Origin of the sequence: Mesorhizobium sp. WSM4906, from assembly GCF_029674625.1 — a bacterium.
GTDB lineage: Bacteria > Pseudomonadota > Alphaproteobacteria > Rhizobiales > Rhizobiaceae > Mesorhizobium.
Genome location: NZ_CP121355.1, coordinates 2,923,869 through 2,949,985, shown reverse-complemented (window position 1 = coordinate 2,949,985; position 26,117 = coordinate 2,923,869). Strand labels below are relative to the sequence as shown.

The 26,117-nt window shown below is 63.4% G+C and carries 23 protein-coding genes; 6 read left to right on the top strand and 17 right to left on the bottom strand.

Features of this window, described 5'->3' with window-relative positions; translation table 11 throughout:
- Positions 1-8 precede the first annotated feature (8 nt).
- The 3 genes from QAZ22_RS14095 to QAZ22_RS14085 form a co-directional block, all read right to left on the bottom strand.
- On the bottom strand, positions 9-761 hold the full coding sequence (locus QAZ22_RS14095; protein ID WP_278207366.1) for an enoyl-CoA hydratase/isomerase family protein: 753 nt from the start codon (positions 759-761) through the stop codon (positions 9-11).
- 2 nt (positions 762-763) lie between these two features.
- Positions 764-2,002 carry a CoA transferase gene (locus QAZ22_RS14090; protein WP_278207365.1) on the bottom strand — a complete coding sequence of 413 codons (1,239 nt, stop codon included), beginning with the start codon at positions 2,000-2,002 and terminating at the stop codon, positions 764-766.
- Positions 2,003-2,102: 100 nt separating this feature from the next.
- On the bottom strand, positions 2,103-3,422 hold the full coding sequence (locus QAZ22_RS14085; protein ID WP_278207364.1) for a hydroxymethylglutaryl-CoA reductase, degradative: 1,320 nt from the start codon (positions 3,420-3,422) through the stop codon (positions 2,103-2,105).
- 121 nt (positions 3,423-3,543) lie between these two features.
- Here QAZ22_RS14085 and QAZ22_RS14080 point away from each other — a divergent pair, with 121 nt between their 5' ends.
- Both QAZ22_RS14080 and QAZ22_RS14075 read left to right on the top strand, forming a co-directional pair.
- Positions 3,544-4,935, top strand: a complete 1,392-nt coding sequence (locus QAZ22_RS14080; protein ID WP_278207363.1) for a PLP-dependent aminotransferase family protein — start codon at positions 3,544-3,546, stop codon at positions 4,933-4,935.
- 106 nt (positions 4,936-5,041) lie between these two features.
- On the top strand, positions 5,042-5,746 hold the full coding sequence (locus QAZ22_RS14075) for a nucleoside hydrolase (protein ID WP_278207362.1): 705 nt from the start codon (positions 5,042-5,044) through the stop codon (positions 5,744-5,746).
- A 123-nt stretch (positions 5,747-5,869) separates the two neighbouring features.
- Here the strand turns inward: QAZ22_RS14075 and QAZ22_RS14070 are convergent, their stop codons facing one another.
- The 9 genes from QAZ22_RS14070 to QAZ22_RS14030 all read right to left on the bottom strand — a co-directional run bounded on the left by QAZ22_RS14070 (position 5,870) and on the right by QAZ22_RS14030 (position 14,796).
- On the bottom strand, positions 5,870-6,931 hold the full coding sequence (locus QAZ22_RS14070) for an ABC transporter ATP-binding protein (protein ID WP_278207361.1): 1,062 nt from the start codon (positions 6,929-6,931) through the stop codon (positions 5,870-5,872).
- Between the two features lie 7 nt (positions 6,932-6,938).
- Positions 6,939-7,751, bottom strand: a complete 813-nt coding sequence (locus QAZ22_RS14065) for a carbohydrate ABC transporter permease (RefSeq protein WP_278207360.1) — start codon at positions 7,749-7,751, stop codon at positions 6,939-6,941.
- Positions 7,751-8,632: a sugar ABC transporter permease gene (locus QAZ22_RS14060; RefSeq protein WP_278207841.1), complete on the bottom strand. Its 882-nt coding sequence runs from the start codon at positions 8,630-8,632 to the stop codon at positions 7,751-7,753. The genes QAZ22_RS14065 and QAZ22_RS14060 overlap by 1 nt, the downstream gene beginning before the upstream one ends.
- Before the next feature lie 74 nt (positions 8,633-8,706).
- A complete protein-coding gene (locus QAZ22_RS14055; RefSeq protein WP_278207359.1) occupies positions 8,707-9,999 on the bottom strand; it encodes a sugar ABC transporter substrate-binding protein in 1,293 nt (430 codons plus the stop codon).
- Positions 10,000-10,063: 64 nt separating this feature from the next.
- Positions 10,064-11,080 (bottom strand): Gfo/Idh/MocA family oxidoreductase, encoded by a 1,017-nt coding sequence (locus tag QAZ22_RS14050; RefSeq protein ID WP_278207358.1) that lies wholly within the window; start codon positions 11,078-11,080, stop codon positions 10,064-10,066.
- Positions 11,077-11,793, bottom strand: a complete 717-nt coding sequence (locus tag QAZ22_RS14045) for an N-acetylmannosamine-6-phosphate 2-epimerase (protein ID WP_278207357.1) — start codon at positions 11,791-11,793, stop codon at positions 11,077-11,079. Before QAZ22_RS14045 ends, QAZ22_RS14050 begins: the two co-directional genes overlap by 4 nt.
- Positions 11,794-11,858: 65 nt before the next feature.
- Positions 11,859-12,770: an N-acetylmannosamine kinase gene (locus tag QAZ22_RS14040; protein WP_278207356.1), complete on the bottom strand. Its 912-nt coding sequence runs from the start codon at positions 12,768-12,770 to the stop codon at positions 11,859-11,861.
- Positions 12,754-13,581 (bottom strand): MurR/RpiR family transcriptional regulator, encoded by an 828-nt coding sequence (locus QAZ22_RS14035; protein ID WP_041006570.1) that lies wholly within the window; start codon positions 13,579-13,581, stop codon positions 12,754-12,756. Before QAZ22_RS14035 ends, QAZ22_RS14040 begins: the two co-directional genes overlap by 17 nt.
- 75 nt (positions 13,582-13,656) lie before the next feature.
- Positions 13,657-14,796 (bottom strand): GNAT family N-acetyltransferase, encoded by a 1,140-nt coding sequence (locus QAZ22_RS14030; RefSeq protein ID WP_278207355.1) that lies wholly within the window; start codon positions 14,794-14,796, stop codon positions 13,657-13,659.
- A 402-nt stretch (positions 14,797-15,198) separates the two neighbouring features.
- Here QAZ22_RS14030 and QAZ22_RS14025 point away from each other — a divergent pair, with 402 nt between their 5' ends.
- From QAZ22_RS14025 to nadC, 4 genes are all read left to right on the top strand, one after another.
- Positions 15,199-16,167, top strand: a complete 969-nt coding sequence (locus QAZ22_RS14025; protein ID WP_278207354.1) for a hypothetical protein — start codon at positions 15,199-15,201, stop codon at positions 16,165-16,167.
- A 66-nt stretch (positions 16,168-16,233) separates the two neighbouring features.
- Entirely contained in the window at positions 16,234-17,208 is a 975-nt protein-coding gene (nadA, locus tag QAZ22_RS14020; RefSeq protein ID WP_278207353.1) for a quinolinate synthase NadA, read from the top strand.
- Complete coding sequence (locus tag QAZ22_RS14015) at positions 17,205-18,764, top strand: L-aspartate oxidase (protein ID WP_278207352.1); 1,560 nt, start codon at positions 17,205-17,207, stop codon at positions 18,762-18,764. Before nadA ends, QAZ22_RS14015 begins: the two co-directional genes overlap by 4 nt.
- The gene (gene nadC, locus QAZ22_RS14010; protein ID WP_278207351.1) at positions 18,761-19,609 is read left to right on the top strand and encodes a carboxylating nicotinate-nucleotide diphosphorylase; all 849 of its coding nucleotides are present in this window, start codon (positions 18,761-18,763) and stop codon (positions 19,607-19,609) included. The genes QAZ22_RS14015 and nadC overlap by 4 nt, the downstream gene beginning before the upstream one ends.
- A gap of 92 nt (positions 19,610-19,701) precedes the next feature.
- Here nadC and QAZ22_RS14005 read toward each other — a convergent pair whose 3' ends face one another.
- The 5 genes from QAZ22_RS14005 to QAZ22_RS13985 form a co-directional block, all read right to left on the bottom strand.
- Positions 19,702-20,670: an ABC transporter permease gene (locus QAZ22_RS14005; RefSeq protein ID WP_278207350.1), complete on the bottom strand. Its 969-nt coding sequence runs from the start codon at positions 20,668-20,670 to the stop codon at positions 19,702-19,704.
- Positions 20,671-20,739: 69 nt separating this feature from the next.
- Positions 20,740-21,723 (bottom strand): ABC transporter permease, encoded by a 984-nt coding sequence (locus QAZ22_RS14000; RefSeq protein ID WP_278207349.1) that lies wholly within the window; start codon positions 21,721-21,723, stop codon positions 20,740-20,742.
- Positions 21,720-23,270 carry a sugar ABC transporter ATP-binding protein gene (locus QAZ22_RS13995; protein WP_278207348.1) on the bottom strand — a complete coding sequence of 517 codons (1,551 nt, stop codon included), beginning with the start codon at positions 23,268-23,270 and terminating at the stop codon, positions 21,720-21,722. The genes QAZ22_RS14000 and QAZ22_RS13995 overlap by 4 nt, the downstream gene beginning before the upstream one ends.
- A 74-nt stretch (positions 23,271-23,344) precedes the next feature.
- The gene (locus QAZ22_RS13990; RefSeq protein WP_278207840.1) at positions 23,345-24,505 is read right to left on the bottom strand and encodes an ABC transporter substrate-binding protein; all 1,161 of its coding nucleotides are present in this window, start codon (positions 24,503-24,505) and stop codon (positions 23,345-23,347) included.
- Positions 24,506-24,711: 206 nt separating this feature from the next.
- Positions 24,712-26,091 (bottom strand): aminotransferase, encoded by a 1,380-nt coding sequence (locus QAZ22_RS13985; protein WP_347566942.1) that lies wholly within the window; start codon positions 26,089-26,091, stop codon positions 24,712-24,714.
- Positions 26,092-26,117: the final 26 nt, after the last annotated feature.

The window sequence follows — 26,117 nt, the reverse complement described above, 5'->3', positions numbered from 1 at the left end:
TGCCACGGTCACTTGCCCTTGTTGGCGAAAGCGTCGAGTCCGCGCTTGGCGTCGTCGCTCGTGAAGGTGCGCTGGCCGAGTCGCGCTTCCTGCTGGAAGGCATCGCCAAGCGGCAGGTGTTGCAATGTCAGGACCGCTTCCTTGATCGTCTGGATGGCTGTCGGGCTGAAGGATGCGATGCGCTCGGCGATATCGCGCGCCACGCGCTCGACCTCGCTGCTCGCCACGGCCTGGTTGGCGACGCCCCAGGCGAGCATCTCGGCCGCCGTGAACCGCCTTCCGGTCAACAGAATCTCCATCGCGTGCGCGTAGCCGATCTGGCGAACGAGGCGCACAAGCGTGCCGCCGGCGGGAACGAAGCCGTGAGCCGGCTCCGGCAGTTGGAAGACGGCGTCCTCGGCCACGATCCTGATATCGGTGGCCAGCATCAGTTCGAAACCGCCGCCGATACACAGGCCGCGGATGGCGCCCACCACCGGCTTGTAAAAACCGGAGGTCTTGATATGCGCCGGGTCCCAGGCGGAAATATCGAAGCTGTCGGAGGCCAGCGCCGGAATGGACTCTTTCAGGTCGGCCCCGACGCAGAAGGCCCGGTCTCCGGCTCCGGCGAGCACCGCCACCCGGATCCGGTCGTCGTCCCGCACCTCGTCGAAGGCGCGGCCGAGATCCTCATACATGGCCAGGCTCAGGGCATTGAGCTTTTCCGGACGGTTGATCCGGATCGTGGCCACAGGCCCGTCGACGTTGAAATCGATCGCCATCGCTAGACCGTCCCTCGCGATTTCATGGCGTCCAGCTCTTGCGGCGAAAGCCCGACCAGCCGGGCGAGAACGAGATCGTTGTGCTCGCCGGGCGCCGGCGCCTTCTGCGGCGCCGCCTCGGCCATTTCGGAGAGCTTGATGGGCAGGCCGAACATGCCGAGAAGCTGCCGCCCGATCGGCACCTGAACGATCATGTTGCGGGCGGCTATGTGCGGGTCCTCGACCACTTCCGCGATGGTCTTGATGGCGCTCAGCGGCACCTTGTCGCCGGCGAGTTCCTCAAGCTCGGCCTTGGTGTAGCGGCTGAACCAGCGATCGAGCAGCGGCTTGACCCTGGTCTCGGCAACGATCGGATCGAAGCGCTTCTCCATCGTGTCGATTTCGGGGTCCGTCGCCTTGTCGGGCTCGCCGAAGAGGCCGCAGGTGATGGCCCAGAACTTGTCGGTGTAACCACCGAAGAACACATAGCCGTCCTTGCAGGGAAATTGCCCATAGGGGCGCACGAAGGGATGGTCGTTGCCCAGCGGCGAAGCGATCTCCTTGCTTGCCGTGTAGCGGACGACGGCATTCTCGGTCAGCGTCAGGACGGAGTCCTGCTGCGAGACGTCGACCACCTGGCCGACGCCGGTCTTGTCGACCTGGCGCAGCGCGGCCAGCGTGCCGATCGCGGCATAGAGCGCCGCCGCGAGGTCGCCGATGATGGTGCCGACCCGCACCGGCGGCCTGTCCGGATAGCCGTTCATTGACCAAAGTCCGCCGGCCGCCTGGCCGGTGTTGTCGTAAGCGGGTTTGGAGGAGTTGGGACCGGTACGGCCGAAGCCGCTGATGGCGGTATAGATCAGCCGCGGATTCTCGGCCTTGAGCACCTCATAGCCGAGGCCGAGCTTGTCCATGGTGCCCGGCCGGAAGTTTTCGACCAAGACATCGGCCTTTCTGACCAGCCGCTTGAGCAGGGCCTTGCCTTCGGGCGACTTGAGATTGACGGTGAGGCCGAGCTTGTTCCGGTTGAACTGGGTGAAGAAGGCGCTGAGCTCGGAGCCTTCCTCGCCGACGAAGGGCGGAAAGGTACGCGCATAGTCCGGGTCTTCCGGATTCTCGATCTTGATCACCGACGCGCCGAGGTCGGCGAGCAGCATCGAGCAGAACGGTCCGGCGACCACACGCGTAATGTCGAGGACGACGACGCCGGCGAGCGGGCCGCTCCGCACCGGAAAATCGCTGTTGGGATCCACTTCAGTCACGTCTTGGTTTCCAATGGCCTGATTGAGATCGGGCAGCACAACGGCGCCGGTCATCGAATGCTAGTCGAGACGACGGGTTCACCGCCATCAAGACGAACGTTCATACCTTCTCCGCCCGTATTTCCTCGAGCAATTCCCTGGCGCGATCGACACGCACGTCGTGGTTGGCGGAGAGCGAGGACGCGACCCTGTCGATCTCGTCCCCGGTCGCCCCGGCGACGATGGCGATGTTGCGGGCGTGCAGCGCCATGTGCCCGCGCTGGATGCCTTCGGTCGCCAGGGCGCGGAGCGCGCCCATGTTCTGGGCAAGACCGACCGCCACGGCCACCTCGGCCAGGGTCTGCGCGCTTTCAACGCCAAGGATTTTCAGGCAGGCGCGCGCGGCCGGGTGCGTCTTGGTCGCGCCACCGACGAGTCCCAGCGCCATCGGCATCTCCAGCGTGCCGACAAGATGCCCTTCGGCGTCGAGCTCCCAGGTCGACAGGGACGTGTAGCGCCCGGAACGGGAAGCCCACACATGCGCGCCGGCCTCGATGGCCCTCCAGTCGTTGCCCGTGGCCACGACAAGCGGATCGATGCCGTTCATGATCCCCTTGTTGTGCGTGGCGGCGCGATAAGGATCGACGATCGCAAGCGCGCAGGCCTCGACGATGCCGCGGGCGATCCGATCGCCCTTGTATTCCGCGGTCTCGAGCGTTTCGGGTGCGATCCTCACCATGGCGCGCGCAATGCGCAGGTCGGCGAAGTTGGACAGGATCCGCAGCCGCACGACCCCGCCGCTGATGGCTTCGATCATCGGCGCCACCGCTTCGGCCATCGTGTTGACGGTGTTGGCGCCCATGGCGTCGCGCACGTCGACGATAAGATGGACCACGACCATCGGTCCGGCCGCGGTCTGATCGAACACATGGACCTCGACGTCGCGGCAGCCGCCGCCCAGCGAGACGAGCACCTTGTCCTTGACGTTGGCCGCCGCGATGATCGCTTCCCTCTCCTTCAGGATGCGCGCCCGCGCGCCATGCGGGTCGCGCAATTCCAGAACCTGCACCTGGGCCCGCATGATGGGGCCGGAACTGGAGGCGAAGAAGCCGCCGCTCTTTCTCGCAAGGCGCGCCATGAAGGAAGCTGCCGCCACCACGGAAGGCTCCTCGACGGCCATGGGGACGAGATAGTCTCGACCGTTCACGATGAAGTTCGTGGCAACCCCGATCGGCAGCTGGAAGGTGCCGATCACGTTCTCGATCATCCCGTCGGCGAGCGTCAGCGGCAGGCCACCCGGTCCGAAGGTCGCGCGCTCCGCCTCGGTCAGGGCCACGGCATCGGCGAGCCGGGCCAGACGCTCCGTCGGGGCAAGATTGCGCAGATTTTCAAGCCGCGAGTTGACGGAGGGGCGCGCTGCGCCCTTCTGGGGATCTGTCACAAGCGCCTCCCACGCAATGTGTCATTTTCTTCTTGCAGCAGGATGGATCATTGCTACCATCTACTAAAGGTACAGATATGAGAAATTGTCTCAATCTGTACCCTCAAAGAAGGGCTTGCAGATGGCTGCTTCAGGCGGCAGGCAGGGCGTCACCCTGGCGGAGAATGTGGCGGCGCGGCTGATCGAACAGATCGTGTCGGGCGACCGCGTTCCCGGCAGCAAGCTGCTCTCGATCCGCAACGCGACGCGTGAATACGCCGTCTCGAAGAACACTATCGTCGAGGCGTACGAACGGCTGGCGGCCGCGGGATACATCGTCTCCAAGCCCCGATCCGGGTTCGTGGTCGCCAAGTCCGCGCAGCCGGCGGCCGGCCGGCCCAAGCACCTGTCCGAAGCGGTCGATATCGTGTCGCTGCTCAACGCGCAGTTGGAGGAGAGCTTTGAGATCAGGGTTGGCGACGGCCGCCCGCCCGCCTCGTGGACCGAAGAGTCAGAAATCCGGCGACATCTGGGGCTTCTGGGCAAAGGGCCGTCATCGAGCACGGACGGCTATGGCTCGGCATGGGGCTTCCCGCCGCTGCGGCAGCAGATCGCCAGAAGGTTGGAAAAACAGCATATCCACGCTTCCGAGAAGAACATCATCCTCACCTTCGGCGCCAACCATGCGCTCGACCTGGTGATCCGGGCCTTCCTGACGCCAGGCGACGTCGTGCTGGTCGACGAGCCCGGCTATTATCCGCTGTTCGCAAAGCTCAAGCTCGCCCAGGTCCGCGTCGTCGGCATCAGGCGGCTCCCCGATGGACCAGATGCCGAAGACTTTGCGAGCAAGGCCGCCACGCAGCGGCCGAAACTGTTCATCACGCAGTCGATCGGACACAACCCGACCGGCGGCAGCATCAGCCTGTCGGTCGCACACTCGATACTTACCATATCGGCCAGGCATAATATTACGATCGTCGAGGACGATCCGTTCGCCGATCTGTCGCCGACGCCACCCAACAGGCTCGCCACGCTGGATCAGCTCAACCAGGTGATCTCGATCGGCACGTTTTCGAAAACACTGTCGGCCAGCCTGCGTTCGGGCCACATTGCCGGCCATCCCGACAAGATCGCGGCGCTTGCCGAGCTCAAAATGCTGACGACCGTCAACAGTTCAGGCCATGTCGAGCGGCTGCTGCACCGGGTGACATCGGAAGGGCATTACGATCGGCATCTGAAGCGCCTCGGCCAGCGGATCGAGGCCGCCGCCAATCGGGTCCATGGCGCCCTCGCCCGATCCGGGCATTCGATCTTCGCGGGGAATGGCGGAGGCTATTACCTCTATCTGATGCTGCCTCCGGGTATCAGCGATATCGAGCTGGCAAGGCTGGGGGCTCAGGAAGGCATCTTCATCGCCCCGGGCAGCGTCTTTTGCCTGGACAAGCAGAACCCGATGGCGGCCGGCATCAGGATCAATGTCGCTCGCGCCGACGAGGATCGGTTCTTCGATTTCCTGCTCAGGAAGCTTTCTTAACTCTCAAAGCCCTGCATACTGATCGATATATCGGGCGATGACTTCAAGGCCGTTATCCTCAACTAGGACGCTGGCTGCAAAGGTCTTTGCCGGATGCCGACATGCAATGTTTCCCACGCCCCCTCGCCCGGTCTCGGTGCACGGAGATGACGGCCTCGGTGATGTCGGCGTCCTAGAGTCGTCGCGCAAGGAGCACGCTCAACACGCCGTCGACTTCATCGTCGAGACGGTCTTGAGGCACCCCGGCGAGGTCACATTGTGCGCGATCGGACCACTGACGAACGTTGCTCTGGCCTTGGTCAAGGAGCCGACGATCGCCGCGAAGTTCAAGCAGATCGTGTTCATGGGCGGTGCGGCTTTCTGCCCTGGGAACACCACGCCCGCGGCCGAGTTCAACATCTGGTTCGATCCGCACGCCGGGCAGATCGTTCTCAACTCGGGCGCGCCTCTGGTGATGTTCGGCCTCGACGTCACCAACAAGGTCATTGTCACGTCCGATCGGGTCGCCGTTCTTCAGAACGGAGGATCCGCCATTGCGCGCCAGGCGGCTTCGATGATGGTCAACTACGGTGGCAAGGACCCGGCGCTCCACGACCCATGCGTCACTGCCTTTCTCCTTGACCCCTCAATCTTCGATGGAGTTCGCGCCAAGGTCGACATCGATTGCGTGTCCCCGCTCAATCGCGGCCGCACGGTCGCCGCGGTTTCAGAGCGGCACCGGGAGAACGCTCCCGCGAACTGCTTGGTGGTCACAGGCGCAGACGACGTGAAGTTATTCAATCTCCTGAACCAACGGCTCCTCTCGCTCTAAGTCACGAAGGGCTGATACCCGTAGGCTGTGTAATAAACTGACGGAAATTCGAGCTCGCGCCACTCAAGCCGTGATCACTCTGGACGCAACACCCCGATCAGCAGTGCTATCCAGGAAGATCTGCTAGCGAATGCGATTACCCTCGGCATCGAAAATACGCGCACGGCTGGGCTGGAAGCGCAGCGTGATCGTCTCGCCGAAGCCCGGCTGGTCCTCGCGCCGTTCGGCAACGACGCTCTGGCCGCTCGCCAGGGCGCCGTGCACGTACGAGGTCGAACCCAGGCGCTCGGTGACGTCCACGGCAAGCGAGAGCGCGACGCCGTCCTTCTCGTCGAGATGCTCCGGCCTTATGCCCAGCGTCACCGTCTGGCCGTTCTCCAGCCTCGTCTTGAGATGCGAGATGTCCACCCTCGCCTCGCCTGCTGTCAGCGCCTTGCCATCGTCCACGACGGTCGCCTTGAGGAAGTTCATGCGCGGCGTGCCGATGAAGCCGGCGACGAAAGCGTTGTCCGGGTCGTCGTACAGCGACAGTGGCGTGCCGGTCTGTTCGATCTTGCCTGCCTTCAGTACGACGATCTTGTCGGCTAGCGTCAACGCCTCGGTCTGGTCATGCGTGACGTAGACCATGGTGCGGCGGATCGACTGGTGCAGGCGCTTGATCTCGGCGCGAAGCTCGGTGCGCAAGGCGGCGTCGAGGTTTGAGAGCGGCTCGTCGAACAGGAACAGGCGCGGATCGCGCACCAGGGCTCGGCCGATGGCGACGCGCTGGCGCTGGCCACCGGAAAGCTCACGCGGCAGCCGGGCCAGCAGTGGCTCGATCTGCAGCAGGCGCGCCACGCCGGTGACCTTCTCGTCGTATGTCTTACGGTCGAGCCCGCGCATCTTCAGCGGAAAGGCGATGTTCTGCGCCACCGTCATGGTTGGGTAGAGGGCATAGGACTGAAAGACCATCGCGACATCGCGTTCCCGCGCGGGCAGGTTGGTGACGTTGCGGTCGCCGATGACGATGCTGCCGGAGTCGATTGGATTAAGCCCGGCCACGGCATGGAGCAGCGTCGACTTCCCGCACCCGGACGGGCCGAGCAGCACGACGAAGGAGCCCTCCTCGACCTCGACCGAAACGTCGTCCAGCACAGGGACCGCGCCGTAGGATTTCGAGACCGACCGTATCGAGAGTTTCGCCATCGGTTGTTCAGCCCTTCACGCTGCCAAGCGTCATGCCGCGCACCACCTGTCCCTGCACCAATACGCCGAGCACGATCATCGGCAGCATGATGAGGGTGGCGGCGGCGGTCAGCGCGCCCCACTGGATGCCCTGGAATGTCAGGAACGAGGTGATCGAGACCGGCAGCGTCTGAGTGTCTCGGCCGGTGAGCACAAGCGCCACGAAGAACTCGTTCCAGGTGAACAGCACGCACAGGATGAGCGTGGCTATGATGCCGCCGCGAGCGGCCGGCAAATAGACGTGCCAGAAGATCGAAAACTCGCGCGCCCCGTCGACACGCGCGGCATCGCGCAACTCCTTCGGGATGTCATCGAAGAAGGTGATGAGCAGCGAGATGGCGAAGGGTACGTTGACGAAGGCATAGGCGGCGATCAGCAGCCAGTGCTTATTCAGCGCGCCGATGCGGGTCGCCAGGTAATACATGGGGATGACGAAGAGCAGCGCCGGCGCGATGCGCAGGCTGAGGATGAATTTCTCCCGAGCGCGGCGCAGCTCCGCCGGCTGCTGGGCCAGACCATAAGCGGCGGCCGAGCCGACGGTGACGGCGAGCGCGCTGGAGAGGATCGAGACGATGAAGGAATTGGCGAAGGCGCTAAGGAAGCCGCGATTGGCGAACACCGTCCGATAGTTGTCGAGCGTCGGGCTGAACAGCCAGACGGGCGGAATGGCGAAGGCGTCGCGCGTCGTCTTGAAGGAGGTGACGACGACCCAATAGAGCGGGAACAGCACCGCAAGCAGAAGCAGGGCCAGACCGACATAGAACAGCGCGCGCCTGGCCATCAGCGGTCCCCCGTCTTCGGGAAGAGCACGCTGTACATGGTGAGCAGCGCGACATTGGTGAACACGGTCAGGATGATCGCGATAGCCAAGGCGTAGGAGATGTCGAAATTGGTGAAGGCGACGATATAGCCGTAATAGTTCAGCGTCTCGGTCGACAACGCCGGCCCGCCGCGCGTCATGATGTAGAAGAGGTCGAAGGCCTTGATGCTGTCGATCGCCCTGATCAGCGCGACGATGGCAAGCGCCCGGCGCAGCATGGGAAGGAGCACGTACCAGGTGACCTGCCATTCGCGTGCGCCGTCGACGCGGGCGGCGTTGAGCGGATCGGTGGGTGCCGATTCAAGCGCGGCCATCACAAGCAGGATGACGAAGGGCGTCCACTGCCAGATGTCGGCGACCAGTACCGAAAACAGCGCGATCCGCGGGCTGCCAAGCCAGTCGACCTGGGCGATGCCCACCAGCGACAAAAGATAGTTCGCCATGCCGGTGGCCGGGTCGAAGAGGAAGCGCCAGGTGAGGCCGACGACCACAGGCGTCATGATGATCGGCACCAGAAGCAACGTCCGCACCAGCCGCTTCATGGCGAAGTCGCGGTCGAGGAAGAGCACGACGGCAAGGCCGAGCGCGATCTCGATCGCGGTCGCCAGCACGGTGAAGAGCACCGTGCGCCAGAGCGCGGCCATGGCGCGCGGATCGCCGAGGAAGCGGATATAGTTGTCGAGCCCAACGAACTTCTCGCGCCCTGCCCGCATCAGCGAGAGGTCGTGCAGGGAAATCCAGATGACAAACAGCGTCAGCGCCACCGACGCTACCGTCAGGCAGACGATGATCGGCTGGAAGAAATGCCTTGTAGGATCGGACGCTGCGGCCACGGGTCTCATCATCAATCCATGAATGCAGGGAAATTCACCCTGCCGCGCACAGGGAGCGCACGCGGCAGGGCACGCCTCTCGACCTAGCGGGCGAGCGCGGCGTTGTTGGCTTCGTCAGCTTCCTTCAGGGCGTCGGCCGCGCTTGCGGTTCCGGCGAGCGCCTTAGAGACGGCGATGCCAGTGTTGTTGATGATCTCGTTCGCCTGCTCGACCGTCGGCAGATATTGCGGGTTGCCGGCGTTGATGGCCGCGATCATGCCTTCCTTGAAGGCGCCGTAGCGTTTGCCGAAACTATCGCTGTTGAGCGCCGAGAGCGAGGTCACGCCGGAGTTGGGATCGGTCTCGATCGATTTCAGCTGCTGCTCCTTGGCGGTTGCCCAGGCGGCGAAGAGGGCCGCCGCTTCCTGGTTCTTCGACTCGGCCGAGACATACATGGAATGCACGGCGAGCGAGGACGAGCCGCCCTTGGGCGAAGCCGACTTCATCGGCACCGGCACATAACCGACCTTGCCGACCACCGTCGAGACGGCCGGATCTTCGTTGTAGGCGCCGTTGACGGTCGCATCGAGCGTGATTGCCGCCTTGCCCTGCTGGAAGAGCAGCCGGTTCTCTTCCCAGCCGAAATTGGCGACGCCGACCGGACCGTAGTCCTTCAGCACCTTGGTGAAGGCGTCGAGCGCGGCGATGCCTTCAGGTGTCGCCAGCGCCGACTTGCCGCTGGCGTCGAAGAAGGAGCCGCCGAAGCCCCACAGATAGGCCGCCCAGACATAGACGCTCTGGATGCCCTGCTGGCCGCGCATGGTGATGCCGGCGATCTGCTTGTTGGTCTTTGCCGAGATGGTTTTCGCCGCGTTCTCGATGTCCTCGAAGGACTTCGGCGCCGCCAGCCCGTACTGTTCGAACAGGTCCTTGCGGTACATGACGAAGGTGCTCTCGCCATAGACTGGCAGGCCGTAGACCTTGCCGTCGAGGACGTTGGTGTTGAAATAGCCAGGCACGAAATCGGCCTTGTCGAAATTCTCCTTGTGCTTGGCCAGGAAATCGTCGAGCGGCACGATGTAGCCCGACTTCACGAAGCCCGGCAGGTAGATGATGTTGTTCTGGACGACATCGTAGCGGCCGGACTTGGACGAGAACTCGAGCAGCTCCTTCGCGGTGATGTCGGCCTCGGGCACGACCTCGATCGCCACGTCGATGCCGGTCTTCTCCTTGAATTCGGGCACCATCTTCTGGATGGCGTCGGTGGTCGGATGGCCCTCGAGCAGCACCGATATCTGCACGCCGTTGAACGGCTTGTCTTCGGCCGAGGCCGGCGCGGCCAGCGACAGCGCGGCGGCGGCCGCGCCAAGCATCAGTAGATTGCGTCTGTTCAGCATGTTTTCGTCTCCCATTCTTGGGCCATCTGGCCTCGTTGCAACAGCACCGTCCGTTTGATTGAGCTCAACCGAGGCGCACGATTTCGCCGCTCTGTGCCGACTGCATCATGGCTAGGGTGAGTTCGAGCGAACGAAGGGCTTCCCGGCCGGTGGCGATCGGCATCGCCGCGCCGTCCAGCCAGTCGATGAGGCCGCCGAGCTGGCGCGCGAGGTCGCCGTCGATACGGCCGTTGAGCTGGGGCCAGTGCTGGGTATCGATCTCGCGCGACGTCTCGTTGCTGGCGAAATAGAGCCCGCTGTCGCCGCACTGGACCTCGAAGGATCCGTCGGTGCCGATAAGTTCCATGCGCGCGTCGATCATGTGGCGCGCGCCGGAGGGCAGCGACCAGGCGCTCTCGAAATTGACGACCGTGCCGCCGGAAAAGCGCACGATGGCCGCGATGCTGTCCTGCGTGCCGGAGCTACCCAGCAGCTTGTCGGTCTGCTGCGCATAGACCGACACCGGCTGCTGGCCCTTGAGCATCCACAGCACCATGTCGACGTCGTGGACGGTGACATGCAGCGCCAGCGGCAGCTTGCCGCCATAGCGCTTCGGGCCCTCGGTGCGGGCGCTGTTGCGGCGGGCATAGATGTGGATCGGCTCACCAATCTTGCCCGATGTCATCAGCTCCTTGGCGGCGGCGTAGCGCGGATCGAAGCGCAGCAGGTAGCCGACGCCGAGCTTTACGCCCGCCGCCTCGCAAGCCGCGATGATGGCCTGGGCGTCGTCGACCTTGGAGGAGATCGGCTTCTCGACGAAGACGTTGATGCCGGCTTCGGCCACTGCAACGGCCGGCGCCAGATGCAGATTGTCCGGCGTGCAGATCGAGACTAGATCGAGATCGCGTTCCGAGCCGAGCAACGCCTGATGGCTGTCATAGACCTTGCAGCCCGGCGCCTTGGCCGCCACGGCCTCGGCCAGCGCGCGGTTGGGATCGACGATGGCCGCGAGCTCGGAGCCCACCATGTTGGCGAAGATGCCGGCATGCATGGAGCCCATGAAGCCTGCACCAATGACGGCGACGCGACGGCGCTTGATCATGTCGGGTTCCTTCTCAGTTGCGGACGGGCACTCGAAGCGGCGACCTCGTCGGCGAAGCGGCGGGTGATGGCGTCGGGCCGGGTGATGGCGCCGCCGACGACGATGAAGCGGGCGCCGAGCTCGAAGCAATGGACGGCCTCGTGCGGCGACCATATGCGCCCCTCGGCAACGAAAGGCAGGCCGGCACGGGCGAGTTCCTCCATCAGGGCGAAGGCGGGGCCGCGCTGGTCGCTGGAATAGTTTGTGTAGCCGGCCATGGTGGTGCTGATGAGGTCAGCGCCGGCATCGAGCGCGCGCCGGCCTTCATCGAGCGTGGCGACGTCGCCCATGGAGAGCCGCCCCCTCGCCGCGATGCTGGCGAACATCGCCTTCAGCTCGGCTGGGCGCGGCCGGGCGGTGGCGTCGATCGCGACGATATCGGCGCCGGCCTCGACGACGGCGGCGACGTCGTCGAGCGTCGGTGTGATGTAGACCTCGGTGTCGTCGCGCCTGGACTTGATCAGGCCGATGAGCGGCACGTCGACCGCCGCGCGGACGGCGGCGACGTTGGCCACCCCCTCGATGCGGACGCCGGTGGCGCCACCCAACACGACGGAGCGCGCCATCGCGGCGATGTGGCCGGGAGCGTCGAGCGGCAGGCCGGATTCGGCCTGGCACGACACGACCAGCGTCCCATCGAGTATGGCGAGCAAATCGCCCTGCTTGGCCTGCACCGGGGCATCTCCTGGAAGAGCATTACCCTGCTAACCAAGCGCGGATGAAAGTTTTTGTCAACAAATTATTTTTGATGAAAATTTCTGTCAGGCATTTTCGAACTCGCCAGCATCGCTGTGCCAAGCAGGCCGGCATCGGCGCCCGCACGCGCGGCGAGGATGGGACGCCGGTAGACGCGCGGCAGGTCGAGCGAGCGCGCGTGCAGTGCCTCGATGAAGCCGCCAGCGAGGCCGACTCCGCCGCCGACGGCAAAGCAGTCGACATCGACCGAGGCCGCCAGGTCAGCAAAGGCGTTGACCAGTGCTGCGACCGCGCCGGCGATGATTTCCGCGGCATTGCCGTTGCCTTGTTCCGCCGCCGCAAACAGCTCCGGCGCCGTTACCTTGCGGCCAAGGCGCGCGCTGCCCAGCCGCGCCAGCGCCGTACCCGAGGCGACCGTCTCCAGGCAGCCGCGCCGGCCGCAGCCGCACAGGATGCCGCCGGGCTCGGAGCGCGTGTGCCCGACATGGCCGGCGAGCCCGGTCGCGCCGCTTTCCAGCCGGCCATCTATCACCAGCCCGCAGCCGATGCCGGTGGAGACGGTGAAGAAGGCGAAGTTCCGATGACCCTTGCCGGCACCGATCGTGAATTCGGCCCAGGCGGCTGCCTGCGCGTCATTGACGACGAGCGGCGGCATGCCGAAAGCGCGCTCGATCGCCGAGGCAATCGGATAACCGTCCTCGATCGGCAGGGTTTCGGGGTTCAGCGCCGTCAACGCGCCGTCGCGCACGATGCCAGTGGTGGCGACGGCCACCGCGCCAAAACCGCTTTTCGGCGCAAGCCCAGCGATGGCCGCGATCAGGTCGTCACCCCTGCCGGTGCGTGGCGTCGGCGCCTGGCGGCGGTTGGCGATCCTGCCGCCACGCACTTCGGCTGTCGCGATCTTGGTGCCGCCGATATCGATGGCGAGCACCGGCAAATCAGAAGCTGCGGTCACTCACGACCTCCGCCGTGCGGCTGAGCTCGACCAGTCGCTTCGGATCCTGCCTGGTCATCTCGGCGACCAGCGCATCGACGATGAGCAGTTGGCTGATCTTCGACGGGAAGGCTCCGCCAGTGAGCGGCGTCTCCGGCCAGGAGGCAATCAAAGCCAGGTCGCAAACGGCGATCAGCGGGCTCTTCGAACGGTTGGAGATACCGATGACGAAAGCGCCCTTGGAGCGGGCGAGCTCGGCGACACGCACGGCGTCGATGGTCGAGCCGGAGCTCGAGATCACCACCTGCACCGTCCCCGGCTGCGCGGTTCCCGCCGCCATAACCGCCAGATGCGCATCGCCCAGCGCGCGGCTGAACTTGCCGATGCGGGTCATCTTGTAGGCGAGATACTGCGCCGTGACGGCGGAGGCGGCGATGCCGAAACACTCGACCACGGAAGCGTCGAGGAGTTTTCGCGACGCGACGGCGACGTCTTCGCGAACGATCAGCTGCTCGGTCTCACGCAGCGAGGTGATCGCGGTTTCGACCAGCCGCTGGATGTCGTCGGAAGGAGAGCCGTTATCGCGCGCCCGTTCGTCGGTCGCCAATTCCTTGGCCAGCGCCAGCTTGAAATCCTGGAAGCCGGAAAAGCCTTGGTCGCGGCAAAAGCGCATGACGCTCGCCTCAGACGATCCGGACGTTTCGGCAAGCTCGGTGATGCTCTGGCGAAGCGTGGCGTCGGGTTGCGCCAGCACCGTCTCGGCGACGCGCGCCAGCGCCGGCGTCATGTCGCCTGCCGCCGCTCTCAGCGAGGCTATCAGCGCGTGTGTCATGCAAGATCCCTCAAAAGATTCCTGGTGTGAGCATGATTCTGTCCAAAACCGGTTCCCACCTTTTCGGGATCATGTTCAGAAATGTTCCGCCACCCAGGGCGGCGATCCGGCAAAGAGCTGGTCACAGCGGCGTATGTCAGCCGAGTCGCCGGAAACGAGGCCATACTGCGCCAGTTTCGAGGCGCTGCGAAAGCCCGTGAAGAGCTGGGCGAAGGCGGTCGGTTGCAGTGACACCGCGCCGCCCAACGCGCCGGCCGCCTCGCCTACCTCCGCCTTGCCGGCGCGGATGTCGATCTCCAGCGGTGGCGCCTCGCCAATGCGCAACGCGAGCCGGGCCGCGTCGACATGGTAGCCGCGCTGGCGGAGCGCGGCTGCAGGGTCGAGCACGCGCAGCAGCCACTCCTCCTGATGCGCAAGCCGCCAGTCCTTGTCCGGCATGGCCGCCACCAGATCGTCCTGCGGAGCGCCGTGCCAGCGCACGGCCGGATAGACCGAGCGGAAGCGGGCGAGGAAGGAGAGCAGGCCAAGCGCCGCCTCGGGCGAAGCGGCAAACCAGTCCCGGACCTCAAGACGCTTCTCGTTGCCCATGTCGAGGATCAGATAGGCGGCCTCGCCCTCGGCCAAATAGGCGGCGAGCGCATCGGTCGGCGCGCGGCGCAACTCGTTCCAGTGCGCCGTGCCGCGCACGAGCAGCCCGGATTCGCGCAACGTCTTTTCGGCATAGGCGCCGGCCAGCCGCTGATCGTCGAGTTCGACGCGCTCGAAGCCAAGCCGGCTGGCGGAGGGCAACGCCGCGGTATCGGCCTCGTAGACGATCTCGTGGCCAGCGAGCTCGAAGCCCGCCTTGCGATAGACCGGCCGAGTCGAGGCAAACAGCGTGGCAATCGCGGCGCCGTTGCTCTTCGCCTCGTCGCAAAGAGCATCTACAAAAGGCACGGCTAGTCCCTGTCCACGCCGTTCCGGCGCGATCGCCACATGCACGATGTTGGCCGCCTGCACGGGCTTGCCGTGAAAGATATGCGCCGTCTGCAGCAGACCCGCGCACACTACCGGGCGGCCGTCCTCGCCGCGAATGAGTCGCAGCGTTTCGAGCCCGATGTTGGAGATGTATTCGTGCGAACGTGCCTTCCTGAAACCGAAGGCCCAGCTTAGTAGGCTGGCGATATCGACGACATCCTTGGTGGTCGCCTGGTCTGTTGTGAAGTTTTTTTTCATATCTTTCCCATCTATGACGCTTTTTATCATAGCAAGAAAACGATGGTACGCAACGGGGGCCGATCAGCCCTCACAGATTTGGGTTGGGAATGTTCGCAGGATGGGGCTGCGGGAAGGGATGAACTTCAGCCAAGTCTGCTAGCCCTGGACTCACAACGTCCGCTTTCAGGCTGTCGGGAACTTTGCCTAACATCCTATTTGAGGCGCAAAGCGCTCATCCCTGACTGCGTAACAAACTGGATAACAATCGATAAGAAAAAATCTATGTTTTCAATTATCTCTCCGCCAATCATTTGTTCCAGCAAGTTCCCAGCGCCGTTGACGGGTGAGCGGTCGCAGTCCACCTTCGCAGCGATCCGATTCAGCTTCCAAAATCGTCTCTGATCGACGCGCTCGTGAATCATGCAGGACCAAGCAGCAGCAACGAACAGAGGGCGAGCTTCACGCAACGTCCAGGACGCCAGCGTGGATCTGATCGCAGTGGTCGTGGCGGTCACCGATCAGGGGCCGAGTGTCCTGACCGTCGGGCCAGACAGTGGCCTGCCCTCCGGTCCCTTCGAGCTTGGCCATCGGTCCTTGCAGTCCGGCCTGCGAGCGTGGGTAGAACAGCAGACCGGCCACCAGCTCGGCTATATCGAGCAGCTCTACACTTTTGCTGACAGCGACCGGATCGGCGAGCGACGTCAGCAGCGCGTGATCTCGATCAGCTATCTCGCCCTGACGCGCGTCGAGCAAACTGTCGGCCCCGCCAAGCGCGCGTGGCGGCGTTGGTACGATTATTTCCCATGGGAGGATCACCGCGCTGGCATCCCGCCGATCATTACGGAGGTTCTGCAGCCGCGCCTGCTGGCTTGGGCGGACGGCGCCGGCCAAGACCAGATGAAGCGCGAGCGCCGGCAGCGCGCCGCAATCGCTTTTGGCTTCGACGGCCGCGACTGGAATGAAGAGCTGGTCCTGCAGCGCTATGAGCTACTCTACGAGGCGGCCCTGATCGAAGAAGCGGTGCGCGGGCCGCAGCCTGCCGCATCTCCGCCTATCCCTGGCGTATCGATGACAGCCGACCACCGTCGCATTCTGGCGACAGGGATCGCACGGTTGCGCTCAAAGATCAAATACCGGCCCGTCGTGTTCGAGCTGCTGCCGCCCTCATTCACCTTCCTGCAACTGCAACGCACCGTGGAAGCGCTCTCAGGAAGGCTCTTACACAAGCCGAACTTCCGGCGCCTCATCGAGCAGCAGGAACTAATCGAAGAGACGGGAGAGGCAACCGCCGACACGGTCGGACGACCAGCGAAACTCTTCCGCTTCCGCCGCGCCGTCCTGGACGAGCGGGTTGTCGCAGGGACGAAATTGCCTCTATCGCGGGCTTGACACCCTTATTCTCATTGTGAGTATATATCGTAATTATACTCATATTGAGAATAATTTGGAGGACCAGTGCCGGTTTCGCTTTCGACCACCGCCTCCCTCTACGATCGTGTGCGCCGGGTGATCCCGCCGATCGAATGGCCGGCCTTCACCGATGACATCGAAGCCATTCTCGCGTTGAAGCGAAAACGCAACGCGGTCATCCTGGCGCACAACTACCAGACGCCGGAGATCTTCCATTGCGTTGCCGATATCGTCGGCGACAGCCTAGCGCTTGCTCGCAAGGCAATGGCGGTCGACGCGGACATCATCGTGCTCGCCGGCGTGCATTTCATGGCCGAGACGGCCAAGCTCCTCAATCCCAGCAAGACCGTGCTCATTCCGGATCTCGGCGCCGGCTGCTCGCTAGCCGACTCTATCACCGCTTCCGACGTGCGCCTGATGCGGCAACGCTATCCCGGCGTGCCGGTCGTGACATACGTCAACACCTCCGCTGCCGTTAAGGCCGAGTCCGACATCTGCTGCACCTCGGGCAATGCCTTTGCGATAGTGGAATCCCTTGGCGCGCCACGGGTGATCATGCTGCCCGACGAATATCTAGCTAAAAACATCGCGGCGCAGACAAAGGTCGAGATCATCGCCTGGAAGGCGCATTGCGAAGTCCATGAGCGCTTCACGCCCGCCGATATACGCGAGCTGCGCGAAGCATATCCTGGCGTCAGGGTGCTCGCCCATCCCGAGTGCCCGCCGGAGGTCGTCGCGGAGGCGGATTTCGCCGGCTCGACGGCGGCGATGTCCGACTATGTCGGGCGCCACAGGCCGGCGCGCGTCGTGCTGATGACCGAATGCTCGATGAGCGACAACGTCGCCGTCAAACATCCTGACGTTGATTTCGTGCGCCCCTGCAATCTCTGCCCGCACATGAAGCGCATCACGCTCGCCAACATCCGCACGGCACTCGAGGAGAACCGCCACATCGTAACCATCGATCCGGACATCGCCGAGCGGGCGAGCCGGGCGGTGGAGCGGATGCTCGCCATATGACCATGCGCGACCTCTGCAGCCGCCCCGTCATCATCGGCGGCGGCATTGCTGGACTGATGACGGCGCTGCATCTCGCGCCGGAACCGGTCGTCCTCATCTCCAGGGCCTCACTGGGAGATGAAACCTCCAGCACGCTCGCCCAGGGCGGGATTGCAGCGAGCCTCGGCAGCGATGACTGCCCGGGCCTGCATCTTGCCGACACGCTTGGGGCCGGCGACGGGCTTTGCGACGAGTTCGCGGCGAGGCGCGTAGTCGAAGCGGCACCGGAAGCTATCAGGCGTCTCGAGCGGCTGGGCGTCGGGTTCGATCATGCGTCCGACGGCCGGCTTCTGCTCGGGCTCGAAGCCGCGCATTCGCGCCGGCGGATCGTGCACGCCGGCGGCGACGCCACCGGCCGTGAACTGGTCCGGGCGCTTGCCGCCGCCGTGCGACGGACGCCTTCGATCGCCGTCCTTGAAGGCGTCGACGTGCGACGCCTGTTTGTCGAGGACGGCGAAATCGCCGGCGGGCTTGCCGTCGGAAACGGCGACGCGATGACGCTCTCGACGAACCGCGTGGTGCTCGCGACCGGCGGCATTGGCGGGTTGTTCGATCACACGACCAACCCGCTCGGCTCGTTCGGGCAGGGCCTGGCGCTTGCCGCGCGTGCCGGCGCGGAGCTCGCCGATCTGGAATTCGTGCAGTTCCACCCGACGGCGCTCGATCGCTTCCGTCGCCCGATGCCGTTGGTGAGCGAAGCGGTGCGTGGAGAAGGCGCGATCCTGGTAGACGAGCGCGGCCGGCGCTTTCTCGCCGATACACCGGGCGGGGAACTCGCGCCGCGCGATGTCGTGGCACGGGGCCTGTGGCGCGAGCTTCGCGCCGGGTATAGCGTGTTCCTCGACGCGCGGCAGTGTCTCGGGCCGAGATTCGCCGCGCGCTTCCCGGCGATTGCACAGCTCTGCCGGGAGGCCGGCATTGATCCCGCCAAGGAGCCGATCCCGGTGCGTCCCGCGGCTCACTATCACATGGGCGGCGTGGCCGTGGATGCCGACGGCCGCAGTTCGGTTCGCGGGTTGTGGGCCTGTGGCGAGGTCGCACGGACTGGACTGCACGGGGCCAACCGGCTTGCCAGCAACTCACTCATTGAGGCCGTGACATCGGCCACATGGGTAGCGGCGAGCGTTGCCGCTGCGTCGCCTGGCGCTCACAAACGGCTGAAGCCGATGATCGTGCCGCCGCGGCCCGATGCTTCGCGCATCCGCCCAATCGCGTCGCGCGCTCTCGGCATCGAGCGCGACGGCCAGACGCTGCGCGAAGCGGCGGAGATACTAGCGCCAATTGCCTCCGGTCATGATGCCGCCTCAGATCCCGCGCTGGTCGCCCTGATGATCATGATCGCAGCCCTTCGCCGGGAAGAAAGCCGGGGTTCGCACTTCCGGACCGATTTCCCGCAGCGCGATGCACGGCCACGATCGCTGCGGTTGACGCTCGACCAGACGCTCGAAGCGGCAGCAATCCTTTCCGACACGGTGTCCGATCCTATAGCGCTGCTCGACAGGAGGGCTTCACCATGAATCTGACACCGCTGCCGCGTGTGATGGTCGAGCCCCTGGTGCGCGCCGCCCTGCTCGAGGATCTGGGCCGCGCTGGCGATCTAACCACCGACGCGATCGTTCCAGCGGATGCGACCGCGACGATGGCGCTCGCTGCACGACAGCCCGGCGTGATCGCCGGACTCGATGTCGCCGCTCTCGCCTTCGAACTGATCGACCCACGCGCCGAGGTCACCGTAGTCCACCCGGAGGGCGCTGCCATCTCGGCCGGAAATGTCTTGGCCACGGTGCGCGGACCTGCCCGCGCGCTCCTCATGGCCGAACGCACCGCGCTCAACTTCCTTTGCCATCTTAGCGGCATCGCCACGCGAACCGCGGCGATCGTCGAAGGGGTGCGCGGGCACAAGGCCAAAATCGTCTGTACGCGAAAGACGACGCCCGGCCTGCGCGCTCTGGAAAAATATGCCGTCCGCGCGGGCGGCGGGGTCAATCACCGCTTCGGTCTCGACGACGCCATGCTTATCAAGGACAACCATATTGCAATCGCTGGCGATATCCGCACGGCCATCGAGCGGGCGCGGACAGCTGCAGGTCACATGGTGAAGATCGAAGTCGAGGTCGACACACTTGAGCAACTCGATGTCGCACTGGCGGCGGGAGTCGACGCGGTGCTGCTGGACAACATGTCCGTTGAGCAACTGACTCACGCAGTCGCGGTGGTGGGTGGCCGCGCCATCACCGAAGCATCTGGCCGGATAACCGCGCAGACTGCACCTGCAATCGCCTCGACCGGGGTCGACCTGATTTCGGTCGGATGGATCACGCACAGCGCACCGATCCTCGACATCGGGCTGGATTGCCGGTAGCTAATGCAGCCCTCAACAGAACGCCACGCCACCCGACAGATAAAGGCGGTGCGGCCGCATCGAGCTGGCAAAGCATTCATCGTTTGCACCCATCAGACCTGGGAGCGAATGTGCGGCATCCGGGCATACAGAGCGACCATCGGGATGAGCAGCAATCCCACGATCGCCTGCTGCGCTGGGATCGACAGTCCAACACCAACCAGCAAGGACGTTAGGACTGTCAGGACAAGTGCGCCGATCACGGTCGCGCCATAACCACCGGCGCCGCCGAGCAATGACGTTCCGCCAATCACCACCGCCGCAACTGTTGTGAAAAGATAGGGGTCGCCCACAGCTACATAGCCACCACCCGAAAAGCCGAGCAGAAGCACGCCGGTCATTGCTGACATGATGCCGCTGATCGCGTGCACAGCCACCCACAGTCTAAATTCGTTTATCATGAGCCTGGCTGCGGCATTCCGGCTGCCTCCCAGAGCATAGAGGCTGCGGCCGAACCATGTTCTTTTCACCACAAAAGTCATGGCGACGATCACCAGGAACCAGATTACGACGACCGGCGGTATGGGCAAGCCAAATGTACGGCCGTTGAAGGCCGCGAAATTCGTCAGCCAGCTAGGTATCGGTGCAAAAACATTGCCCCCGGTGGCAGAGCCGAGCGCGGTGTAGATCTGTGTCGCACCAACGATCGTGAAGCCGACTCCAAGCGACATAATGAGGGCCTGGCCTTGAAGGCGGAAACTGAGCGCGCCGTTGATTGCGCCAGCCATCAGCCCAAGCAGCAGGATCATGGTGATGGCGATGGGGGCCGGCAATCCCGCATTGATCATCGCAGGCAAAAGGATGTTGGCCGCGCCGATGACATAGGGGATCGAGAGATCCAGCCCCCCAAGCAGGGCAACCATAGTCTGCCCCAGCGATGCCAATCCCAGAAACGCGGCAAGCAGCAGGATGGAGCGCGCATTCTGGACCGAGGCAAACCCTGGCACGAGGAATGACCCCGCAATAGCAAGCATGAGAAGAAGGCAGACGCCGATGGCCAAGGCACGATTGATTCGGATCATGTGCGATATTCCAGAAGAGCCCAACTCGCCCCTCGCTCCGTCCACGGATAGCTGTGTCACGGTCATCTGCTACCTCGTCCTTGGCGCGTTGGCGCTATTCACGAGCACGTTGATCAAGAGCGACGCAATGAGGATGAGGCCAAAAGACATTTGCGTGGCGTAGCCTGAGTACATACCAAAATTGAACGTCGCCAGCAGTCGGGAAATCATGAACATGTTGAGCGCACCCAAGAGTGCACCGACCGCTCCGCCCCGTCCCCCCGCCATGCTGGCACCGCCAAGCACTAATGCTGTGATCGCCTGAAGTGTATAAGTGCCTGCCTGGATCGGATCCCCGGAAGAGATTAGTGCGGTGTGGCAGATCGCGGCTAGCCCGACGAAGACGCCGCCAACGACATGGGCCGCGAAGCGCACGGCTTCGATGCGCACGCCAGCCGTATACGCGGTACGCTCGTCCAAGCCGGTCATGCGCAAATGCGTATGGAACGCTGTGCGCGTAAGAAGACCCCACAAAGCAAGCGCCACAACAACAACGGCAAGGATCGGCGAAAATGGGTCGACGCCAGCGCCCCATTTCGCCAACCAATCAGGTGCCACTCCTCCTGCCCGCGGCATGACCATCAAGTTGACCCCACTGAGAAAGAGATAGCTGCTTAGGGTGACAATGATTGGGGCGACGCGCACAAAGACGATTACGAAGGCTTGGAAGAGTTGATAGACGACACCAATGCCAATCGCCCAGGCGAAGAACTCGACGGGGCCCACGATCCCGTTGCCGACCAGCCACTGGATCAGCGTTACGTTGATTAAGCCAAGAAGCGGCCCCACAGCTAGATCGACGGCACCGCGCCCGGCCATCACGATCGGCGTGAGAGCCATGGTCGCAAGAACGAGCGGCGCTGCCACCAACACGGCCCCTGCGATTCCAGTGCCGGTAAAAAGAGCCGGGCTACGGACAATGCAGGACAAGACAAGGATCATGAACAAAGCCGCCGGAACGATAAGGTGGCTGTCGCGGGACACCCGGCCGGAGGGATGTGCTGCTGAGGTCATTGAACCTTTCCTTCGGTCACTGCTTGGAGTCCGGTATGATTGCCGTGGCCGAACATGGCACTCAGGATCGGAGCCTCGGCGATGTTGTCGCCTTCAAGGGATCGGAACAGGCTGCCGTTGACGAACACATCGACCCGATCAGCGAAGCCCAGAAACTCCTCGATCTCGCTGGAGAGGTAGATCACCGCACCGCCGGCGTCGGCGTAGTTCCGCAGTTCACGGTAAAGGTCCCGTTTGGTGCCAAGATCCACGCCACGGGCCGGATCATTAAGCACGATCAATTGCGGATCCCGCGCGAATGCCCGGCCGATCAGCACTTTTTGCTGGTTGCCACCGCTGAGCGACGTAATCTTGTTGGAGGAATGGCCAGTCTTGATGGAAAGCCTGCGCACCTCGCTTGCAAAAGCCTGTTCCAGAGCTTTTCGCCTGATCAATCCAAGCAGGCCCGTGTTCTGGCGATAAAGACTTATAGCCAGATTCTCAAAAATGCTGAGGTTGGGAAAAATGCCGTCGCGTTTCCTGTCGCCTGATACATAGGCAACGCCGAAGGCGTCAGCATCGGCCGCATTGCGCAAAGCCCGAATCGCGCCGCCTGCCAGGTGCATCAGCGGCGCACCAGTTTCGGGCTTGGAGATACCTGCTGCCGCTGCGGCAAACAGCTCGTGACCCTGACCGTCGAGTCCGGTCACTCCGACAATCTGCCCCGGGCCGATCTGGAAATCAAAAGCCTGCGCCTTTTCGGTCAACTGCACACTGGACATGGTCATCAGCGGTGGCTTAATCACCGAGGATTGGCGCCGATCAAGCGAGGCGATCTGACGATCCTGCGGCGTCATCAAGGCCAGCAGATTCTGCTCGGTCAGCGCAGACTTATCGAGCGTTCCGACCGCAACTCCGTCACGGAGGATCGTTGCCCTGTCGGCGATGCGCACCAGTTCCGCAATACGATGTGTCACCAGGACTACGCAGGCTCCGACTTCACGCAATCGACTGATTTCGTGATGGAGGCGCTCAGTCGCCTCAAGATCCAATGCAGCGGAAGACTCATCCAGGATCAACACCCTTGGCTCGCGCAACAGCGCCCTGCCGATAACGATCCATTGCTTGACGCTGAGCGGTAAAATCCCGACGCGTGTCCATGGCGGAATGTCGCGCCCCGTGAAGCGGCGCATCATTTCCCGCGCGCGGGACTGCTTCTCCCGTGCGGAGACTCTTTTGGCGAGGAGCCCATCTGCGCCGACAAACAGGTTGTCCGCCACGCTTGCTTCGTCGGCCAGCAGGACTTCCTGGAAGATCGTGGCCACGCCTAGCGCTTGAGCCTCGATGGGGTTACGCGGACGGCCGCCGAGTACCCGGACGCTGCCAGAGTCTTCTCGCACCACGCCTGAGATGATCTTGGCGAGCGTACTTTTCCCACTGCCGTTTTCACCGACGATCGCATGCACTTCCCCACCACGGGCAGAAAAGCTGCAGCCACGCAGGGCTTTGGTTTCGCCGAACGCCCTAACGATGTTGTTCAGCTCGATGAAGTTTTTCCCATTGTCCACTTTGGAGCCCCTTCACTGGTCGAGCACTCCGGCGGAGATTGGGCTCCGCCAGAGTGCGAGTTGTCCGCCCGCGGTCAAGGCTTCCAACTGAGGGGATCATGCGGTCTCTCGAAGAAGGCGTCCAGCACGGCAGAGTTTGCCCAATCGTCACCCTTGGGTTCGATCCAGTCGGTTGAGTTCGGGTTGCAGTCCTTCGGAAGAGCCGCATTGACGTCCTCAATCGTGTAGGGCAGAGCCTGGCGCAAGATCGACTGGTTCTTCGGACCCTGCCCTTCAAGAATACGCAAGGTGACGTCCCAAGCCAGCCTGGCGTCGGCACGAGGCGGCCAGAAGTGGAAGCTCTTGCTGACAAAATTGGGGGTATTGCGCCAGAAGCATGCGGCCGAGGCCTCGCCGCCAAGCACGATCGGCATCATTTCACGGCCGGACTGGCGAACCGCGTTGAGCACGCCATTCTCATTCGACGACTGGGCCAGGATGCCGTCGATCTGCTGGGGGTTTGTGGCCAAGAACTTCTGCACCTCGACCTGCGCGACCTGATCGGTCCAGTTGCCTGCGACATTGCCGACAATCTTGACGTCGGGATGGTCGGCGAGGGCTTCCTTGGCACCAAGGTCAAAGCTGTCGGATGTGGCCATACCGGGAATGCCCGACACCAAGAGGATATTGCCCTTGCCCCCCATTTCCTTGGCTAGCCATTCGCCGGCGATATAGCCGTTCTGCACAGCGTTTTCGGTGGCGTTGATGGCCAGGGGTGATGTCACATAACCCGAAAAGGAAATCACCGGGACGCCCTTGTCATGCGCGTATTCGATCGTCTGGTTGAGGGCCGTGACGTTTGAACAGCAGATGATGATTGCGTCGACCCCGTCATCGACCATCTGGCGCATTTGCTGGATCTGCACCGTGTCCTTGAGCTCCGACTGCGTCACCACGAAGTCGGAGACGAGACCGGCTGCCTTGTATTTCGGCAAAAGCTTGTTGGTGAACTCATCCATGATGGCCGCGCGCCAACCATTGCCGGCATAGTTGCTGGCGTAGCCAATCCTCCAAGGTGGCCCCTTCCTGGGCTTGAAGTTCACCAAGGGACTCGGCCCTATCGGCAATTGAGGGTCGACACGTTCATACGCCGCCTTCTGGCCTTCCGGCACGGGGCCTCGTTCAGCGGCGATTGCCGGAAGCGCGCAGGCGATGCCGATTGATGCGGCAAGCGCGAGCTGAAGTAATGCTTTCATTTCCGTCTCCCATTGTGAAGTATGCATGCTTGATTTCACGCACTGCCGAGCGGTGGCCTGAACCTCATGCCGAGCGCCGCCAACCATCTAGGAGCGACGCTTCAGATTGGAGCAAATTCCGCCCGATGCGCTCCAGTGATCCCGCCTGTGACGGGTCATTCTTCGTTCCCCAATGCCCTCACGAAAACGCACCGCGAGGCACTTCGTTACTTTCCGTTCGACAAGGCCGCCGAGACTTGGTCGAGCGCAATTTTCAGTTCATCGACGATAATATCGATCTCCGACTCGGTGATGATCAGCGGCGGCGACAGTGTAATGCGGTCACCGATGACCCTGATCAGCAGTCCGCGCTCGCGCGCCGCGCGCATAACGAGGGCGCCGACGCCTCCCGCAGGCTCGAAGAACGTCCTCGAAGCCTTGTCCTTGACCAGATCGATGCCGGCGACGAGACCGATGCCGCTGATGTCGCCGACCAAGGGATGCCCACGCAGTTCCTCGAGTTGCCCAAGCATATAGGCGCCAGCGGACTTCACCCGGCTCAGGACGTCGATCTCTCGATAGATTTCCAGCACCTCAAGCGCGACCGCAGTCGCGACCGGGTGACCCGAGTAAGTTGAACCGTGAGCGAAGTTGCCATGCTGGCGGCTTTGCTCCAGCATCGTCTCATAGACCCGCGGCCCGACCAGCACCGCTGCAATCGGAAGCATGCCGGCCGACAAGCCTTTGGCGCACGCGATCAAGTCCGGCTTAAGGCCGTAGGCCTCGCTGCCCCACATGTAGCCAGTGCGCCCAAAGCCGCATATCACTTCATCGGCGATGAAGAGAATCTCATACTTCTCCAGCACAGCCTGGATCTTCTCGAAGTATCCACGCGAGGGCGGAATTGCCCCGCCGGCGCCGATGAGTGGCTCAGCGATGAAGGCCGCGATGGTCTCGGGTCCTTCGGCAAGGATCAACTGCTCGAGCGCCTGGGCCAGCCGTGCGGAATAGGCCTCCTCGGTCTCCCCCGCGTCATGGAACTTGTAGTAGTGATTGGTCAGCGTATGGATGAACCGGTCAAGCGGCAAGTTGAACGGGAGCTGCATGTCTGGCTTGCCGGAGGCGCTGATCGCGGCAATCGTGGTACCGTGATAGCCAAGGTCGCGGCCAATGATCTTGCGCCGCTCGGGACGCCCTCGCGCATTCCAATGATACCAAGCAAGCTTGATGGCGGTGTCATTGGCTTCCGAACCGCTGTTCTGAAAGAGAACGCGCGACATTGGGACCGGCGCGATTTTCAGGAGCTTCTCGGCGAGTTCGATGCTCTTCTCGTGAGCGTAATGCCAGTAGTTGTGATAATAGCCCAGCGTGCGGAGTTGCTCGTAGGCCGCCTTTGCCAGGCGCTCGCTGGCAAAGCCGAGCGTTGCGCACCACAGGCCGGCCGCACATTCAAGGTAGCGACGGCCGTTATTGTCGAAAACAAACACGCCCTCCCCACGCGTTATAACTTCTGGCCCCCTCTCCAGATGAGCCGCGAGGTTAGTTTGCGGATGAATCAGCGAGAGCATGTCCCGCGACTCTATGGAATTCGGCGCGGCCTGCAGCATTGCCTTCCCCTTTTTTACCGTGTCAT